22 protein-coding genes are annotated in these 16,866 nt (G+C 71.9%); 12 read left to right on the top strand and 10 right to left on the bottom strand.

The genetic code is table 11. From position 1 onward, the window contains the following. Positions 1-31: 31 nt before the first annotated feature. From JNW98_RS04050 to JNW98_RS04030, 5 genes are all read right to left on the bottom strand, one after another. A complete protein-coding gene (locus tag JNW98_RS04050; protein ID WP_223766664.1) occupies positions 32-514 on the bottom strand; it encodes a nitroreductase family deazaflavin-dependent oxidoreductase in 483 nt (160 codons plus the stop codon). A 123-nt stretch (positions 515-637) separates the two neighbouring features. Then, positions 638-1,165, bottom strand: coding sequence for a hypothetical protein (locus JNW98_RS04045; RefSeq protein WP_223766663.1), 528 nt, complete (start codon positions 1,163-1,165; stop codon positions 638-640). An 81-nt stretch (positions 1,166-1,246) separates the two neighbouring features. After that, positions 1,247-1,441, bottom strand: a complete 195-nt coding sequence (locus JNW98_RS04040; protein ID WP_223766662.1) for a DUF397 domain-containing protein — start codon at positions 1,439-1,441, stop codon at positions 1,247-1,249. Positions 1,442-1,449: 8 nt separating this feature from the next. Next, entirely contained in the window at positions 1,450-1,575 is a 126-nt protein-coding gene (locus tag JNW98_RS04035; protein ID WP_308015471.1) for a DUF397 domain-containing protein, read from the bottom strand. Next, positions 1,526-2,473: a helix-turn-helix domain-containing protein gene (locus tag JNW98_RS04030; protein WP_223766661.1), complete on the bottom strand. Its 948-nt coding sequence runs from the start codon at positions 2,471-2,473 to the stop codon at positions 1,526-1,528. Before JNW98_RS04030 ends, JNW98_RS04035 begins: the two co-directional genes overlap by 50 nt. Before the next feature lie 297 nt (positions 2,474-2,770). Between JNW98_RS04030 and JNW98_RS04025 the strand changes: the two genes are divergently transcribed. From JNW98_RS04025 to JNW98_RS04015, 3 genes are all read left to right on the top strand, one after another. After that, positions 2,771-2,992 carry a hypothetical protein gene (locus JNW98_RS04025; RefSeq protein ID WP_223766660.1) on the top strand — a complete coding sequence of 74 codons (222 nt, stop codon included), beginning with the start codon at positions 2,771-2,773 and terminating at the stop codon, positions 2,990-2,992. A 2-nt stretch (positions 2,993-2,994) separates the two neighbouring features. Beyond that, the gene (locus JNW98_RS04020; protein ID WP_223766659.1) at positions 2,995-3,201 is read left to right on the top strand and encodes a hypothetical protein; all 207 of its coding nucleotides are present in this window, start codon (positions 2,995-2,997) and stop codon (positions 3,199-3,201) included. 99 nt (positions 3,202-3,300) lie between these two features. Then, positions 3,301-4,044: a glycine-rich domain-containing protein gene (locus JNW98_RS04015; RefSeq protein ID WP_223766658.1), complete on the top strand. Its 744-nt coding sequence runs from the start codon at positions 3,301-3,303 to the stop codon at positions 4,042-4,044. A gap of 173 nt (positions 4,045-4,217) precedes the next feature. Here the strand turns inward: JNW98_RS04015 and JNW98_RS04010 are convergent, their stop codons facing one another. Next, a complete protein-coding gene (locus JNW98_RS04010; RefSeq protein WP_223766657.1) occupies positions 4,218-5,102 on the bottom strand; it encodes an NAD(P)H-binding protein in 885 nt (294 codons plus the stop codon). Positions 5,103-5,168: 66 nt separating this feature from the next. Here JNW98_RS04010 and JNW98_RS36480 point away from each other — a divergent pair, with 66 nt between their 5' ends. From JNW98_RS36480 to JNW98_RS03990, 4 genes are all read left to right on the top strand, one after another. Beyond that, the gene (locus tag JNW98_RS36480; RefSeq protein ID WP_308015469.1) at positions 5,169-5,522 is read left to right on the top strand and encodes a MerR family transcriptional regulator; all 354 of its coding nucleotides are present in this window, start codon (positions 5,169-5,171) and stop codon (positions 5,520-5,522) included. A 997-nt stretch (positions 5,523-6,519) separates the two neighbouring features. After that, on the top strand, positions 6,520-6,846 hold the full coding sequence (locus JNW98_RS04000; protein ID WP_223766655.1) for a PadR family transcriptional regulator: 327 nt from the start codon (positions 6,520-6,522) through the stop codon (positions 6,844-6,846). Beyond that, complete coding sequence (locus JNW98_RS03995) at positions 6,843-7,199, top strand: DUF1048 domain-containing protein (protein WP_223766654.1); 357 nt, start codon at positions 6,843-6,845, stop codon at positions 7,197-7,199. Before JNW98_RS04000 ends, JNW98_RS03995 begins: the two co-directional genes overlap by 4 nt. 1 nt (position 7,200) lies before the next feature. Further along, entirely contained in the window at positions 7,201-7,527 is a 327-nt protein-coding gene (locus JNW98_RS03990) for a DUF1048 domain-containing protein (protein ID WP_223766653.1), read from the top strand. A gap of 66 nt (positions 7,528-7,593) precedes the next feature. Here the strand turns inward: JNW98_RS03990 and JNW98_RS03985 are convergent, their stop codons facing one another. Next, complete coding sequence (locus JNW98_RS03985) at positions 7,594-8,388, bottom strand: TetR/AcrR family transcriptional regulator (protein ID WP_223766652.1); 795 nt, start codon at positions 8,386-8,388, stop codon at positions 7,594-7,596. Positions 8,389-8,507: 119 nt separating this feature from the next. Between JNW98_RS03985 and JNW98_RS03980 the strand changes: the two genes are divergently transcribed. The 3 genes from JNW98_RS03980 to JNW98_RS03970 all read left to right on the top strand — a co-directional run bounded on the left by JNW98_RS03980 (position 8,508) and on the right by JNW98_RS03970 (position 11,165). Further along, positions 8,508-9,212: an NAD(P)-dependent oxidoreductase gene (locus tag JNW98_RS03980; protein ID WP_223766651.1), complete on the top strand. Its 705-nt coding sequence runs from the start codon at positions 8,508-8,510 to the stop codon at positions 9,210-9,212. A gap of 200 nt (positions 9,213-9,412) precedes the next feature. After that, positions 9,413-9,841 (top strand): Rrf2 family transcriptional regulator, encoded by a 429-nt coding sequence (locus tag JNW98_RS03975; protein WP_223766650.1) that lies wholly within the window; start codon positions 9,413-9,415, stop codon positions 9,839-9,841. A 124-nt stretch (positions 9,842-9,965) separates the two neighbouring features. Beyond that, on the top strand, positions 9,966-11,165 hold the full coding sequence (locus tag JNW98_RS03970) for an MFS transporter (RefSeq protein WP_308015468.1): 1,200 nt from the start codon (positions 9,966-9,968) through the stop codon (positions 11,163-11,165). 147 nt (positions 11,166-11,312) lie between these two features. Here JNW98_RS03970 and JNW98_RS03965 read toward each other — a convergent pair whose 3' ends face one another. Further along, positions 11,313-12,173: a TetR family transcriptional regulator gene (locus JNW98_RS03965; protein WP_223766649.1), complete on the bottom strand. Its 861-nt coding sequence runs from the start codon at positions 12,171-12,173 to the stop codon at positions 11,313-11,315. A 139-nt stretch (positions 12,174-12,312) separates the two neighbouring features. Beyond that, the gene (locus JNW98_RS03960) at positions 12,313-14,121 is read right to left on the bottom strand and encodes a 3-hydroxyacyl-CoA dehydrogenase family protein (protein ID WP_223766648.1); all 1,809 of its coding nucleotides are present in this window, start codon (positions 14,119-14,121) and stop codon (positions 12,313-12,315) included. A gap of 371 nt (positions 14,122-14,492) precedes the next feature. Here JNW98_RS03960 and JNW98_RS03955 point away from each other — a divergent pair, with 371 nt between their 5' ends. Next, on the top strand, positions 14,493-15,131 hold the full coding sequence (locus tag JNW98_RS03955) for a HEAT repeat domain-containing protein (protein WP_223766647.1): 639 nt from the start codon (positions 14,493-14,495) through the stop codon (positions 15,129-15,131). 257 nt (positions 15,132-15,388) lie between these two features. Here the strand turns inward: JNW98_RS03955 and JNW98_RS03950 are convergent, their stop codons facing one another. Further along, a complete protein-coding gene (locus tag JNW98_RS03950; protein ID WP_223766646.1) occupies positions 15,389-15,886 on the bottom strand; it encodes a GNAT family N-acetyltransferase in 498 nt (165 codons plus the stop codon). A gap of 180 nt (positions 15,887-16,066) precedes the next feature. On the opposite strand from JNW98_RS03950, the gene JNW98_RS03945 reads away from it, so the two are divergent. Continuing rightward, on the top strand, positions 16,067-16,534 hold the full coding sequence (locus JNW98_RS03945; protein WP_223766645.1) for an SRPBCC family protein: 468 nt from the start codon (positions 16,067-16,069) through the stop codon (positions 16,532-16,534). Positions 16,535-16,866 lie beyond the last annotated feature (332 nt).

The following is a 16,866-nucleotide window of genomic DNA, read 5'->3' as shown; positions in this document are numbered from 1 at the left end:
GCCGGACACCCCCTAATTGGGGGGGCGAAGTTCAGTTCTCCGTCGGGGCCGGGGGGTTCGCCGGTCCGGCCGGAGGCTCGGGTTCGAGTACGAAGACCGGGATCACGCGGCCGGCCTTCTCCTGGTACTCGGCGTACGGCGGGTACGCGGCGACCGCGCGCTCCCACCACCGGGCCTTCTCGTCTCCGGAGAGCTCACGGGCCACCATGGTTCGGCGTTCGGCGCCGTCCTGGAGCTCCACCCGCGGGTCGGCCTTGAGGTTGAAGTACCAGACCGGGTGGCGCGGGAAGCCGCCCTTCGACGCCACCGCCGCGTACCGCCCCTCGTGCTCCACGCGCATCAGCGGCACCTTGCGGAGCTTGCCGCTCTTCGCGCCGCGCATCGTGACGATGACGACCGGCAGGCCCGTGTCCCAGAGCGTCGTGCCCTGTGTGCCGCCCGAGCTCTCGTACAGTTCGACCTGCTCGCGGATCCACTGCGCCGGACTCGGCTCGTACTCGCCCTCAAGAGGCATCGTCTTCACCCCGTTCGTCGCGTACGGATGGTGTCCGGACAGTCCAGCACAACCCTCGCGGGGAGGGGAGACCGCCGCGCTCTCGTCACGACGTCCCATCGCGGGTGCGGTCCTGCTTCAGGCTCAGTCGCCTCCCGCGATGCCGAGGTCGCGGCGCATCGCGGTGCGCATGGTGCCGAGCAGGTCCCAGATGTCGTGCTGGTCGCGGGACACGGAGTCGAGCGTCTCGCCCGGTTCGGGTTCGCCGCGTTCCAGGCGCTTCACCTGGCGGTAGACATGGCTCAGCGCGTGGTTGGCGGCGCCAGCGTGGCTGAGCACCCCCTCGGGAGCGACCATCTGCGCCTCGGAATAACGGTCCCGGAAGGCGGCCTTGGCCTCGTCCAGGGCGGTCTTGTCGGCGTCGGTCGCTGTTCCGCGCTCGCGGAGTACGTGGAGGTGGCGGTTGAGCGCGGTCGTGAACTGGCGGGCGTCCCTGTTGAGTTCCGCGTAGCTCGTGCGGCGGAGCGCGAGGTTCTCGCGAGCTTCGTCGTGCTCGCGCACGAACCGTATTTCCCGGCGTCTCGCGCGTTCGGCGCGGCGCTGGGTGAGGAGGGATCCTCCCAGGGTGCCTGCCACGCCGGCTACGGCGATCATCACTGAGCTGAGGTCCATGGTCGTCCTCCCTGAGGCATGGGGGAGCCCCGTCCGCTGTCGCGGCGGACGGGGCTCCTTTTGTCGACTTCTCTGCTCAGCCTAGGCGTTGAGAGTGTCATTCTTGATGGCGGTCACCAGGCTCGCGAAGGCGTTCGCGGGGATGCGCAGCATGGGGCCGGTGGGGCGCTTGCTGTCGCGGACGGGGATCGCGCCGGATGCTCCGGACGCGGGCGCCCATTCGACGCAGTCTGTGCCGTCCCGGCCGCTGTAGCTGCTCTTGACCCATGCATCCATATCGGTACTCATTTTTCCTTGAGGGAGGATATGAACCCCGAGAACGCGGCGGCGGAGAACCGCAGGACGGGGCCGTCCGGCCTTTTACTGTCCCGGACGGGGGTGGAGTCGGGGGTACCTAGGCCGATTTCCACGCAGTTGGTGCCGTCGGGGTGGCTGTGGCTGCTCTTCACCCAGCATGCGACGCTTGTACTGACTTTCACGATCCCTCCCGTACTCTTCCAGCGCATCTTCGATAAAAGCAGCGGAATCGCTTGCCGACAGGCAGTCAGCCCTGAGGACATCGTAGCTCTGGGCGTGGCGGGCGACGACTGCCGGATCATCGCTGAAGTGACCCCGGTCCAGCGATTCGTAGTACACCCATTCCTCTCCGTCGGGGAGTTTTAGGATGGTCATCGACGTTCGGGGACGCATGAGTTTGCTGTCACTCGCCGGTGCTACCTGAATGCGGATGTTGGGGAGTTTGCCGACGTCCAGCAGGAACCGGCACTGCGCCGCCATCACTTGCGGGGACCCGACCACGTTGCGCAAGGCACTCTCGTCCACGACGGCGATGAGAAGCGGACCGTCCGGACGAAGGAACCGCTCTTGTCTGGCCAAACGAGTCCGGATGCGCTGTTCCCTTCTCGCCGGGTCCGGGTCGGTGGAGAACAGCGCGTGTACGTACTCCTCGCTCTGTAGCAGTCCAGGCATGACCTGCTCCTGAAACGCGCTGACAGATACTGCCTTGGCCTCAAGGTTCAGTCGTCGCTGAAACCAGTCCGGATACGCCTGATCGGGATACCAGTCGGTCTCCCGCCACAACTTGTGCAGCGCACCGCCGGTCTTCAGCGTCTTGTCGCATCTCTTCACCAGCGGTTCGCTCGGTACCCTGTCGCCGGTCTCGATCCGGCTCAGCACCGACCGCTCGCAGAGGATCTGCGGGGCCAGTGATTCCTGTGTCTCTCCAGCCTGCCGCCGGTAGTGCGCGAGCAGTTGACCGAACGCGCGACGCCCTCCCGGGGCGACGCTGGCGGCGTTGCGGGCGGACATGCCCCCTCCAACCATGATCACGTGTCGTGTCAGTGAGTCACTGACACGACACGAAGTGTTGCGTGCCCGGTGTGACCCGCGCAACTCTGCTGGTGGGGCGTGAAGTTGCGCTCTGTGGACGGCAGGGAGGCGCACAAATGATCGAGTCGGCGTATCGCGTGAGGGGTGCCGCGTGACGCACATGTCCTTCGGGGTCGGGGCGCGGCGAAGCGCGGTACGCCGCCGAGCGGGCCGGCGACTGGAAGCGCGTGGAGTTGCTGCGGCGGGAGGGGCTGCGGCACGGGGACGAGGTGCATCGTGGTTGACGACTGGGTTCCTCAACCGCTCGAACTCATCCTCGACACCGAACTCGACCGGTTCGGCGTCGTCGTCGGATGGGACCAGGCCACCCGGCAGATCACCCTCCGTCCCCTCGGCGGCGGGCGGACCTGGCGGCCCGCGTGCTACCGCCGCGCCACCGCCACCGACAGACTCCGTGCCCGCGTGAGCGAGCTCAACCGGGAGGGGCGCAGGTGGTGACGGTGAACGGTGGGCAGGGTGCGGGGTGCCCGGAGTGCGTCCGTTCGAAGGGCGAGTTCGTCCACGCACTGCGTACCGGCGACCGGGCCGAGGGGGAGCGCGTGATGGCCGCCAGAGGGCTGCACCTGTACGTGGCGCACTGGGGGCCGGGCCGGGGACGGGGAGCGGCCGTCGCGCCCGGGGATGCCCCCGGCCCGCATCTCACCTGACGAAGCGTCAGGCGCTGCTGTCGTCGCCTGAAGCACACCTTCGGATGGATTGCCGTCCCGGAAGCCGTCCGAGTCGGGGCAGGCTGCTTGGCTTGGCGCATGACTCCTCTTCCAGGTGTGCGTCGACTCGCCGCTGTGGGGGCGGCGTTCGCCGTCGTGATGTCCGGCCAGTTCGCCGCCCCGCCCGCCTCGGCGGCCCAGTTGAAGGTGTTCAACACCCCCGGTTCGTACTCGATTTACACCCGGTTCGGAACCAAGGTCGAGCTCACGATCATCGGCGGGGGAGGCGGGGGAGGGGCGAGCGGTTCGGCCGGTGTCACCATGCCCATCACGGGCGGGGGCGGCGGGAGCGGCGGTGGCGGCGGCGCGCTGACGTGCACGTACTACACCCTCTCGAACGAGACGTTGAGCCTGTTCGTGGGCGGGGGTGGAGCGGGCGGCACACCCAAGGGCGGCGACTACAGCGACGGCAACCCGGGTAAGCCGGGTTCACGGTCCTTCGTGTCCTCGAACTTCGACCGCAAGCTCGACCTCAGCGCCTTCGGAGGACAAGGGGGAGGCGGTGGCACGCGTGCTGTGGGAGACAAAAAGGGGGAGACCGGTGCGGCGGGCGCCGGTGGCACGGGCCAGGGCCTGGGTTCGTGCACGGTCGTACCCGGGCAGAGCGGGGCTGTCAGGCAGTCCGGTGAGCTGCACGGCAAGCCGGGCCGCCCCGGCATCGCGCTGCCGAGTGCCTGTCCGTCGGCGGGAATCGGCGGTGCCGGTGCCAATTACACCGTGTATGGGCGCAGCGTGAGCGGCGCCGAAGGGAAGAGCGGTTGCATCATCGCCTCGGTGGGCTGATGAGGGCCGGCCCGGCGGGGTCAAAGGGGCAAGAAGCGCTGTCGCGGCACCGGCGGCTGCCCACGGCCGGGCATTCGTCCAGGCCCGGCCGGCCGTGTGCATCGCGCTCACTGACACGGACAACGGCCGGTCCCTTCCCGTGAGCCCGGGTGACGACCTCGCGGTGCGTACGCTCAGCTGAACTCGGCCGCGTGGTCGATCGCCCACCTCGCGAAGGTGCCGGCCGGTCGGCCGGTGAGGCGCTCGACGTGGTCGGTGGTGCGATGGGACTCCGGACGCCGCAGTGAGGCGGCGATCAGCGCTTCGACCAGCCGCTCGGAACGTCCGTCCGCGAGCATGCGCGACCGTGCGAGCTCGGCGGTGACCGCCTGGAAGCGCAGTCGGCGCCCGAGGGCGGTGCCGAGGAGGACGACCTGGCCGGCACGGCTCAGTACCTCGGGTCCGGTCAGCACGTACGGTTCGCGATCGAGTCGGTCGGGGTGTGCGAGCAGGGCCGCCACGACGGCATCGGCGACGTCGCGCTCGTCGACGACGGCCGTGCGCGCGACGTCCGGGCCCGATATCACGTCGCCCGCCTTCAACTGGGACGCCCAACCGCGGGCGTTGGACGCCAGGGTGTCGCTGCGCAGCACCGTGGGGCGCAGACCGGCGTCGCGCAGCAGGGCTTCCATGTCCGCGTGCACCTGGACGATGGGATCGCTCTGGCGGGCGGCCTCGTCGGCGATGGCCGTCGAGGACAGGTAGACGACGCGGGGCGCCGCCGCGACGAGTTCCGCGATCAGGCCGTGGGCGGGGGCGGCGTCGAGGAGCGGCCAGATCAGGAAGACGGCGTCGATGCCCACGAGCGCCGCGCGCACGGCGGCGGGGTCCGTGAGGTCGCCGACCGCCCACTCGACTCCGGGGCGAGGACCGGCCTGGCCGCGCGCGAGGCATCGTACGCGCGCGCCGTGTGCGTGGAGGCGGTCGACGACCTCGCGGCCGAGGTTGCCGGTGGCGCCGGTGACCAGGATCGACGGAGGGCGAGGGGAGCCCGTGGGGGCCGTGGTGGTGTCAGGCATGATCGGGACGCTAAGGGTTCAGGTCGACATGAAGGCAAGGCGCGCGTGGTGAGGACGATCGGAGAAGTGGCGGCGGAACTCGGGATCGAGGCGCATGTGTTGCGGCACTGGGAAGATGTCGGGGCGCTCACCGTGCGTCGTGATGGCAACGGCTACCGCGTCTACGACGAGGACGCCGTGGAGCAGGCGCGCACGGTGCTGAAGCTGCGGCGCGTCGGGCTGTCGTTGCCCGAGGTCACCGCCGCCATGGCGCCGAAGAAGTCGGCGGCGCAGGCGGTCGTGCTGGCGAAGATCGCCGCACTTGAAGGCGAAGTCCTCCAGAGGCAGGAGGCGATCACCTTCCTGCGGCACACCGTCGAGTGCCGGCACCGGTATCTCGACGACTGTCCGGACTGCGCCACTTTCGTCCGCGAAGCCTGACAACGTGACGCTGTCGGGGATCTTGGAGAGTGAGAGCTCAGAGGTTCAGGCGGCGGACGGTCTCCGCGCGCCGTCCGCTGCCGAACCGATTTCAAGTACGCGCTCGGAATGGAACTGGATGATCCAAATCGCACGTCAGGCGCCGCAGGAGCAGGTTGGGCTGGGCACGGAAGAGTGGGGCCACGCGGCCGGGACCGCGCCGGTGAAGGCGCAAGAGGCCGCGGTCCCCGCCGCACATCCATCACCGCGCGTCCCGTCTCCTCGCGACGACACGACCGCCGACCCGACCAGCACCGGCCGCCCCGCCGCAGAGGCCGGGGCCCTCCTCCAGGGCTGACCCTGCGGGGGCCGGGCGTTGACGACGGCGCGGAGAGCGGCACGGCCGTGGGCGGTGCGACGGGGGTACGCGGCCAGGACGAGAACGCTGTCTCTCCTCCCGCCGCCGCAACGGGAGGAGAATCGTGATCAGCTCCCTTGGACCGATTCGACGACGGCGAACTCGAACGGCTGTCGGTTGTTGCCCGGGTTCCGGTCATCAGGACTGCTCACCGACACCGAACCGGCATACGTCCCCGACTCGGTTTCCGGCTCGACGAGGATCGGGATCCGGGCCGTAGCGCCTTCCCCTGCCTCAAGGCCGCCGGCGTGCCGGACTGTCACACCCCAGCCGGCGGCGATGAACGCCTCACGGACTCGGCCGCGTCACGGATGTACCGGGTGGCATCTGTCTGTCGGCCGGCCTTCCAGGGATCACCCGACCAAGAGCGCGGATCGTCAACCGCCTGCTTCCGAGTCTGGAAACACATTGCAAGATCCCCGACAGCGTCACCCACTGAGCCGCCGCCCCGGCTGTTCGGCCGGAACTTGTCTGTCGCCGTGGGCCGCCAGCGCGACGCCCGGATCCCCGATCGGTATCGCCGTCCTCCAGTACTCGGTGGTACGTTATAGCGGTACTCGGTAGCACGTAGTACTGGCTCAGGGCTGAGGAGCACCCGCGATGGACGACCTGACGGAGATGTTGAAGGGCACGCTCGAAGGGTGCGTGCTGGAGATCATCGGCAACGAGGAGACCTACGGGTACGCCATCACCCGCCGGCTGAACGAACTCGGCTTCAGCGACGTCATCGAGGGGACGGTGTACACCATCTTGCTTCGGCTGGAGAGGAACGGGCTCGTCCAGGTGGCGAAGCGGCCGTCGGAGGTCGGTCCGCCGCGGAAGTTCTACGCGCTCAACGACGCCGGACGCGAGGAACTCGCGAAGTTCTGGGCGAAGTGGCAGTACGTCTCATCACGCATCGACAGGCTCAGGGAGGGCGGGAGATGAACTTCTGGGAGAAGGTCACCGGCAGCGATCTCACCAGGGAATGGAAGGCGTTCGAAGCCCGGGCCGAGGCCCTGCCGGACGACCACCGGGCGGCGTGGGGGCAGATCACCGCCCACCTCATCCCTCACGGGGACTTCACAGGCCGCAACCTGATGCCGATCCTCGACGCGGCCCTGGGGCTGCTCGAAGTGGCGGCGGCGGACGGGCAGGGCGCCCACGAGGTGCTCGGCGACGACATCCGGGGCTTCTGCGCCGCGCTGGCCGGCGGGGAAGGGGCCCGGACCCATCGCGACCGGTGGCGCGAGCAGTTGAACAGGAACGTCGCGAGGAAACTGAGCAGGCTGGGAGGCTGACGTGAGCATCCAGGACATCATCGAGGGCAAGAAGCGGTGGCGGGCGCACGCGGCCCGGGTCAAGGCTCTCCCGCCGGACTACCGGATCGTCTACAAGGAGATGCAGAAGTACCTGTTCAAGGTCGGGCCGGTCAGCCTGCCCGACGGGCCCCTGCTCCCCGGGATCGTCGACTTCTTCGAGGAGGGCGTCGCCGCGGGCAAGGGCGTCCTGGAGCTCATCGGCACCGACGTCGCCGCGTTCTGCGACGAGCTGGTCGAGGGCTCGCCTACCTACGCGGACGTCTACCAGGAATCCATCCGCGCGGAACCCGGCGCACGCGGGAAGTGACGCCCGTCTCGGCGCGGTGCGGATCGGGTGGTGCCGATCGCCGACGGCACGTACACGGTCGCGGCGCTAGCGGCCGCTCGCGAGGCCCAGTGACCGTAGCTGTGCGGCGAGTTCCTCGCGGAACAGCTTGTCCGGGCTGACCGTCTGGGTCCGCAGGTGGCCGTAGACCTCCAGGGACACCAGGCCGTGCAGGTGCCCCCAGATGCGCAGGGCGAGGGCCACGGCGGCGGGTGGGAGGTCCGGGAAGGCCGGGCGGACCTTGTCCAGCAGGCCCGCGTCGAAGTCGGGCCAGTCGAACTCGCTGTCGGCGTAGAGGTGCGCGGCCTGCGGCCAGGCGGCGTCCGCCAGGCCGGCGAGGCCGGTGCAGACCCGGCGTGCGGCCTCCGGTGCGGCGCCGCCTTCCGGCGCCCGGTAGCCGGGAACGGGGTCGCCGTAAATCAGGCGGAAACCCTCCCGGTTGGCCAGGGACCAGTCGCGGAAGGCGTGTGCCCAGGCCCGGATCCGGTCGGCCGGGCCCTGGCCGGAGGTCGCCTCCCAGGCGGCGTCCACGGCGTCGGCCAGGGCGGTGTAGACGTCGTGGACGAGTGCGGTGACCAGGTCGTCCCGGGTGGCGAAGTAGCCGTAGATGGCGTTGGCGGTCATGCCCATCTCACGGGCGATGGCCCGGAGGGTGATGGCGTCGGGGCCGCCGGAGGCCATCAGTTCGAGGGCGACCTTCTTGATTTCCGCCGTCGTCTCGGCGCGCAGGCGCTCGCGGCGCCCTGTCGTCCTGCGCCCCGTCGTCGTCCCGCGTCCCGTCGTCGTGCTGCGTCCTGCCGGCGTCCCGCGTCCCGTCGTCTCGCTCACCGTCTCGCTCTCCACGGACGCCACCGTACAGCGCCTCGGAACTGAGCCTTGTGTGCAAACTTCACGGCGTATAGTTTCTGCACGGCGTCCGCATCGTGCGTGGCGTCGTCGCCGTCACGACCAAGGGGAGAGTCATGCGCATCGGAGTCATCGGAGCGAGCGGGACCATCGGCAGCCGGGTCGTCACCGAGGCCGCCGAACGGGGGCACGAGGTCACGGCGTTCACCCGCGACGCCTCGCGGATCCGCGGCGAGGAGCGGGCGGGCGTCGTGTGGAAGAGCCTCGACGTGTTCGACGCCGAGGGGGTCGCCGCCGTCCTGCCCGGCATGGACGTACTGATCAGCGGCTACCAGCCCGGCAACGCCGCCGCCGACTTCGGCGACACCGTGGAGCGTTCGGTCGCCGACCCGTCGGTCTTCGCGACCGCCGCGCGGGTGCTGCTCAAGGCCCTGGCGGGGCATCCCCGCACCCGGCTGATCGTGATCGGCGGAGCCGGCAGCCTGGAGGTCGAGCCCGGCCTCGTCCACGCCGACTCGGACGAGCACCTGAACGAGAGTCTCGACCGGCTCGGGCTGCCCCGGTCCTACGCGGCGGCGGTGCGCGGCCACCGGGACGCGCTGAACGTGCTGCGCACGTCCAACCGGCTCTGGACGTACTTCAGTCCCGCCGAGGACATCACACCCGGGCCGCGCACGGGCAGGTTCCGCCTCGGCGGCGACCAGCCGGTGCTGGACGCGGACGGGCGCAGCCGCATCTCGGTGGAGGACGCGGCCGTCGCGCTGGTGGACGAGGCGGAGCTGCCGCGGTTCGTCCAGCGGCGGTTCACGATCGGCTACTGAGGTGCATGTGAGACCGGACGTTTTGTGAGACCGGACGTCCTGTGAGACCGGACGTCCGGTGGGGCTGGACGTCCGGTGGGGCTGGACGTCCGGTGGGGCTGGACGTCCGGTGGGGCTGGACGTCCGGGGCCCTGTTGTAACAGAATCAGTTGCGACAGGGCGGGCCGACCGGCCGTCCGCCCCGGGACGACGGGAGTTCCATGAGCGTCAGCAGTCGTACGACCGTGGCCGCGCACGCGCTGGCCTGGATGGCGCTGGTCTGCCCGAAGCGGCCGGACGGTCTCGTGACGTCCGACCAGATCGCCGACAGCGTCAACACCAACCCCGTCGTCATCCGCCGCACGCTCGGCAGTCTGCGTGCGGCGGGGCTGGTGGACTCGCAGCGCGGGCAGCGCGCGGGCTGGCGGCTGACGCGCGCCCCGGAGACGATCACGCTGGCGGACGTCTACCTGGCCGTCGAGCCGGAACCGCTCATCGCGCTGCACTCCACCCCGCCGAACCAGCTCTGCCCCGTCGGGCGCGGCATCCCGCCCGTGCTGCGGGAGGCGTACGACCGCGCGGAGCGGTCGATGAAGGCGGAGCTGTCGGCCGTCACCGTGGCCGACGTGCTGCGGGAGACGATGGCCTGAGCCTGGCGTTCAAGCGGCGTGCGCCGCGCGGAAGTCGCGGACGGCCGGTCCTTGTGGGCCGGCCTTCTTTCGGCCCTGTGTCGTAACCAAATCAGTTACAGCAACCTTCGGAGGTCCCCTCCCCGTGTACCGGTCACTCCTCGTCCTCGCCGCCGGCATGTTCGCCATCGGCACCGACAGCTTCGTCATCGCCGGCATCCTCCCGGACGCGGCGGACTCCCTCGGCGTCTCCGTCGGCACCGCGGGATGGCTGCTCAGCGCCTACGCCTTCACCTACGCCGTCCTCGGCCCCGTCATGGCCGCCTGCACCACGCGCCGGCCGCGCCGCGCGCTCTTCCTCACCGGGTTCACCGTCTTCACCGCCGGCAACCTCGTGACGGCCTTCGTCCCCGTCTTCGGCGTGGCCCTGGCCGGGCGGGCGCTCGCCGGGCTCGGCGGCGCCATGGTCACCCCCGCCGCCGTCGCGGCGGCCGCCGCGCTCGCGACGCCGGAACGCCGGGGCCGCGCCATCGCCACCGTCATGACCGGCCTCAGCGCCGCGACCGCGCTCGGCTCCCCCCTCGGCACGGTGATCGGCAGCGTCAGCGGCAACTGGCGGGCCACCATGGTGTTCGTCTCCGCCCTCGGCGTGCTCGCCGCCGTCGGAACCGCCCTGCTCCTGCCCCCGGTCCCCACGCCGCCCGCGGTCTCGCTGCGCACCCGCGTCGCCCCGCTCGCCGACCGCCGCGTCGGCCTGACCCTGCTCACGAGCCTTCTCGTCTACACCGGCCTGTACACCGTCTACTCGTTCATCGGCGAGAGCCTCGACCGCGCCACCGGCGGCAGCGGCACCACGCTGGCGGCCCTGCTGTTCGTGTGGGGCCTCGCCGCCACCGTCGGAACGCTCGGCTCCGGAGGACTGACGGACCGCGTCGGCGGTCGTCGCGTCATCAACACCTGCATCGTCGTGGCCGCGGCCGACTTCGCCCTGCTGCCCTGGACGAGCACGAACCTGCCCGCCACCGTCGTGGCGCTCCTCGTATGGGGCGTGTGCGGATGGGGACTTCTGGCGCCGCAGACCCACCGGCTGATCTCCGCCATGCCGGCGGCGGCCCCCCTGCTCACCGGCCTCGCCTCGGCAACGGTCTACGTCGGCGTCTCGGTCGCTCCCCTGGTCGGGCAGGCCGGCATGGCGTGGTACGGCGCGCACTGGCTCGGCCCGGTCGGCGCCGTGCTGATCGCGGCCGGGCTGGTGACGGCGGAGGCGGCCCACGCCGTGATCGCCCGCCGCGCGCCGCGCGACCTGCCGGTGGCGGAGGGCGGCGAATCGGTGCGCGCGGCGTAGTGCTGTGTCCGGCAGGGGAGTTGGGGGGTGCCCCACTCGCGAAGGGGTGCCCGTAAGCGGGAGGCCCGCACGTGAAGGGGTGCCCGTAAGCGGGAGGCCGGCACGCTGAGGGGCACCCGCCCGCCTCTCAGCTCTTCTTGAGAACCTTCAGCTCTTCTTGAGCACCTTCTCGATCGCCGCCATCACGTCCCCCAGCGGCGCGTCCGTCCGCGCGACCGCGACCAGCACCTCGCCCTCCGTCTGCGCGGTGGCCACCGGGCCGGACGGGAGGGGGGCGCGGCCCGCGCCGATGCCCTTGCCGAAGGTCTCGCGGACGATGGCGAACGCGTGGTCGAGCTGGGCCTCGACGTCGCCCTCGCCGCCGCTGCGGAGCCAGCGGCGGAGGACGTGGTTGTGGGCGGTGACCACGGCGGAGGCGGCGACCTCGGCGAGGAGGGGGTCGTCGTCGTGGTGGGTGCCCTCCTCGAAGTGGCCCAGGAGGTAGCGGGTGAAGAGGCGTTCGTAGCGGGCGACCGAGGCGATCTCGCGCTCGCGGAGGGTGGGGACCTCGCGGGTGAGGCGGTAGCGGGCCACGGAGACGGAGGGGGAGGCCGCGTACATGCGCATGACCTCCTTGATGCCGCGGCACACCGTGTCGAGCGGGTTCTCGTGCGCGGGGGCGGCGTCGAGGACCCCGGCCGCGCGGACGAGGGTGTCGTCGTGGTCGGGGAAGATGGCCTCTTCCTTGGAGCGGAAGTGGCGGAAGAAGGTCCGGCGGGCGACGCCGGCCGCCGCCGCGATCTCGTCGACGGTGGTGGCCTCGTACCCCTTGGCGGCGAACAACTCCATGGCCGCGGCGGCGAGTTTGCGCCGCATGGTGAGGCGCTGGGCGGCGGCGCGACCGGAGCCGGTGGCCTCCGGGGCGGCGGGGGAGGACGGCGACGGGCGCGGGCCGGGCGGTCCGGGCTCCTCGGAGCTCCGGGCGGCGGTCCCGCGCGGGGAGCGGACGGACTTGGCGGGCTGGGACATGTGGGGAACGTAACACGCGCCCGCGCGGGCGTGCGGGGACGGACCGCCGGCCGGTTCCAGCAGGCCGCCCCAGCCCTCGCCCCGGCCAGTGTCCCGGTCGGTGCCCCGGTCCGCCGCCGCGTCCCGCCCGCCCGGGGCGTCAGGCCCGCGCATACTCGCGGAAGCCGCGCCCCGTCTTGCGTCCGAGGCAGCCCGCCGCGACCAGGTGCTCCAGCAGCGGCGCGGGCGCCAGGCCCGGGTCGCGGAACTCGCGGTGCAGGACGCGCTCGATGGCCAGCGAGACGTCCAGGCCGACCACGTCGAGGAGTTCGAAGGGGCCCATCGGATAGCCGCCGCCGAGCTTCATGGCGGTGTCGATGTCGTCCGGCGAGGCGTAGTGCTCCTGCACCATCTTGACCGCGTTGTTGAGGTACGGGAACAGCAGCGCGTTGACGATGAACCCGGCGCGGTCGCCGCAGTCCACCGGGTGCTTGCGGACGGCCGCGCAGATCTCGCGGACGGTGGCGTGGGCGTCGTCCGCCGTCAGCACCGTCCGCACCACCTCCACCAGCTTCATCGCGGGTGCCGGGTTGAAGAAGTGCATGCCGACGACGTCCTGGGGACGGGACGTCGCCCGGGCGCAGGCGATCACCGGCAGCGAGGAGGTGGTGGTGGCGAGGACGGCGCCGGGGCGGCAGACCTTGTCGAGGGTGGCGAACAGCTCCCGCTTGACGGCGAGGTCCTCGGCCACGGCCTCGACGGCCAGGTCGACGTCGGCGAGGGCGTCCAGGGAACCGGCCGGAGTGATCAGTTCCAGGGTCGCGTCCCGCTGCCCGGCGGTGATCCTGCCCTTGTCGACCGAGCGGGCCAGCGACGCCGCGATCCGGGCGCGGGCGCCGTCCGCCTTGTCGGCCGTGCGGGCGGCGAGCACGACCGGGAGGCCCGCCCGGGCGAAGACCTCGGCGATGCCGCTCGCCATCGTCCCGGAGCCGACGACGCCGACGGAGCGCACCGGGCGGCCGGCGGTCTTCCCGCCTTCCGCGGTGCCGGGCGTCTCCGTGTCCGGGACCGTCTCCGACGAGCCCGGCGCCGCGTACGTGTAGAAGCCGCGGCCCGCCTTGCGGCCGGTCAGCCCGGCGGCGGCGAGCTGCCCGAGGATCGGGGCGGGGGCGTGCAGCCGGTCGTGCGAGGCCGCGTACATGGCCTCCAGGACGGTCCTGGCGGTGTCGACGCCGATCAGGTCGAGGAGCGCCAGCGGCCCCATCGGCAGACCGCAGCCCAGCTTCATCGCGGCGTCGATGTCCTCCCGGGACGCGTACCGCGACTCGTACATGGCGGCGGCCTGGTTGAGGTAGCCGAACAGCAGCCCGTCCGCGACGAATCCGGGCCGGTCGCCCACCGGGACGGGCTCCTTGCCCAGGTCGCGGGCGAGCTCGGTGACGGCGGCGACCGCGCTCGGCGCGGTGAGCACCGAGGAGACCACCTCGACCAGCTTCATGGCCGGGGCGGGGTTGAAGAAGTGCAGGCCGAGCACCCGTTCGGGGTGGGCGGAGTCGGCGGCGAGCCGGGTGACGGAGAGGGCGTTGGTGCCGGTGGCCAGGATGGCGGTGGGCGCGACGATGCGGTCGAGGGCGGTGAGGACCTCGTGCTTCAGCGCGTAGTCCTCGGGCACGACCTCGATGACCAGGTCGGCGCCGGCCGCGTCGGCGAGGTCGGCCGAGGTGCGGAACCGGGCCAGGGCGGACCGGCGTTCGTCCTCGGTGAGCCTGCCGCGCGCGACGGCGCGGGCGGTGGCGGCGGTGAGGGCCTCGACGGTCCGGGCGGCCGCCTCGGCGCTGACGTCGATGCCGACGACCTCGCGGCCGGCCCGGACGAGGAGCTCGGCGATGCCGGAACCCATCGTGCCGAGGCCGACCACGGCGACGGACCTCAGGGGGGCGGGGGTGGAGGCAGGGGACTGACGGTCCATGGCGGGACTCCAGTGGGTGTTTCCCGGGCGCGGGGAACGGGTCGGAGGGCGTCCCGGCGACGCTGCCGGGTACGCGGGCGCGACGCGTCCCTGCGGCGGGCGCGGCGGCCTTAAGGATTTCCGCGGGCGGGTAAAGGGCGTCCACGGGGGAGGAGTTGCGCGACCGGCAGGCCCTGTCCCGGGGCCGTGCCGTACTGGAGTGCCGAACCGGCGGGCGGCACCGGCGGGGCCGGCGCCACGACGGCCGCGTCACCGGCCGCCCGAGCCGGGGTGCGGCTCGTGCCGGGAGATTAACTCACCGGTAACCGCGAGCGCCAGGGGGCGGGGGCCCGAATTAGTATGTGGTACAGGCCACTCGGGGAGGAGCGGGAATGGAAGAGGAATTCCGCGTACTGCTGAAGCGGGTACGGGCCGAACTGGTCTCCCCGGCCGAGTTCACGGCGTACGAACGGCTGCTGGCCCTCGCGCGCACGGACGGGCGGGCCGCGCGGGATGAGCTCGCCGAGGTGCTCGTCGCTCCCGAACAGCCGCTCTGGGCGCGGGAGATCGCCGCCTTCGCGCTCGGCGTCCAGGGGGACCGGCGGGCCTTCGAGACCCTGGTCCTCCTGCTCAACTACCGCGAACCGGTGCGGTGCGCGACCGCGGCCCACGTCCTCGCCCGGCTCCGCGATCCCCGGACGGCCCGCGCCGCCGCCGCTCTCGCGACCAATCCGCTGCGGACCGCTTACGCGGTCCATCCCGTGCGGCTGCTCACCGAGTTGCGGGCGCCCGAGTCCGTGCCCGCTCTTCTCTCCACGCTGGAGCGGCTGCTTGCCGCTCGGGATCACTGCTGGCCTGTGGCCCGGGCTTGTGTCGAGGGGCTCGGGCTGCTTGGTGATCGGCGGGCCGAGGCGACTCTCGTCGCCGCGCGGGAGCACGAACGGCTGCGGCCGGCGGCTGTCGTGGCGCTCGCCCGGCTCAACGGGCGGCCCCTCCCGACGGTCCGGGCCCGCAACGTGCCCCGCGCCTGAGGTCCGCCTGCGGCGGGCTGCGCCCCGGTCCCTCCCCCAGAGGGGGTACCCCCACTTCGCCGATTCCTGGGGGCAAGCCCCCAGACCCCCTGAAACCGCGCTTCGCGCGGTTGTCCTCAAACGCCGGACGGGCTGGATGGTGCCTGAGCGCCCACTTTCAGCCGGTCCGGCGTTTGAGGACGAGCGGCGGAGCCGCGAAAAGGGGGTCTGGGGCACAGCCCCAGGAAACGGCGAAGGGGCGGGACCGGGGTGCCCCCTCACAACCCCCGCACATACCGCACCTCCCTCAGCGGCTCCCCGTCCACCGGATCCACCCGCTCCGCGCCATCCGCCGCGAAGCCGGCCCGAGCGTAGAAGCGGCGGGCGCGCGCGTTCTCGCGTAGTACCCACAGGCCCAGGCGGGCGTCGCCGCGCTCCCGCGCGCTCTCCAGGGCGGCGGCGCACAGGGCGCGGCCCACGCCGGTGCCGATGAGCGCGGGGCGCACGTAGAGGGCGTAGAGCTCGCCGGCGGGCGCCGGGAGGTCGGTGTCGCGGCAGGGGCCGAGGCAGACCCAGCCGGTCACGCCGTCGGCGGGGGACTCGGCGACCAGCTCGACCGCCGGGGACTCGGCCGCCGCCCGGCGTGCGCGGTGGGTGGCGGCGTCCGCCGTCGGGTCCATGGCGTCGAGGTACGCGTCGGGGACGAGTCCCCGGTACGCCTCGCGCCAGCCGGCGACCCGGATCTCCGCCACGGTGTCCACGTCTGCGTCGGTCATTCTCCGTATGCGCACCATGAACGCACGTTAGCGGGCCGGGGACGTCCGCAGACGGAAACGTCGGTATGTACGCGGAACGAGCGCACTCCGATTTGGGCGGGTGTGGCGATGGTGATTGGCTTTGCCCGCACCCGCGGGCACGCGGGCTGCTGCACATATCGTCATCCCGGAGGGCAAGTCATGGGCCAGGTCGAGGCCACCACCGAGCGGATCATCGCGGCGGACCCGGAGGAGGTGTTCGACACGCTCGCCGACTACAGCGGCACCCGTGCCAAGCTGCTGCCCGAGCAGTACAGCGAGTACGAGGTCCGGGAGGGCGGCGACGGCGAGGGCACGCTGGTGCACTGGAAGCTCCAGGCCACCAGCAAGCGCGTCCGGGACTGCCTGCTGGAGGTCACCGAGCCGTCCTCCGGGCAGCTGGTGGAGAAGGACCGGAACTCCACGATGGTGAACACCTGGACCGTCACGCCCGCCGGTGAGGGGCGGGCCAAGGTCGTCGTCAGCACCACCTGGACCGGCGCCACCGGCATCGGCGGCTTCTTCGAGCGGGCCTTCGCGCCCAAGGGGCTGGCCCGGATCCACGACGCCTTCCTGGAGCGGCTCGCCGCTGAGGTGGAGAAGGGCGACGGTGCCGCCGCCGCGGGCTGACCTGCGGCCTCACCTGTTCGAGTGGTTTTCCCGGCCCCCGGCCGGGCCGTCACAACGCCTCCGACCGGCGGAAAGCCCGCACGGCCGAACTCCCGGGTAAAACGTCGCGCTTGCTCCCCGTTGTCGCGTAATGCGAAAAAAGGGCGGCCGGACCAGGCGCGACGACGGGAGCAGACACGTGGGCGGGTCCATCTCCGAGGCCATCGCGGCGCCGAGCGGTCCACCCGCCCTGCCCGCGAGCGGCCCCGCCCCGGCCGGGAGTTCCGGCCGGAACTCCCGGCCGGGGCGGGGCCGCTCGCGGGCAGGGCGGGTGGACCGCTCGGCGCCGCGAT

The organism is Streptomyces huiliensis (genome assembly GCF_020037025.1).
Lineage (GTDB): Bacteria > Actinomycetota > Actinomycetes > Streptomycetales > Streptomycetaceae > Streptomyces > Streptomyces huiliensis.
This window is presented reverse-complemented; position numbering and strand designations above follow the sequence as displayed.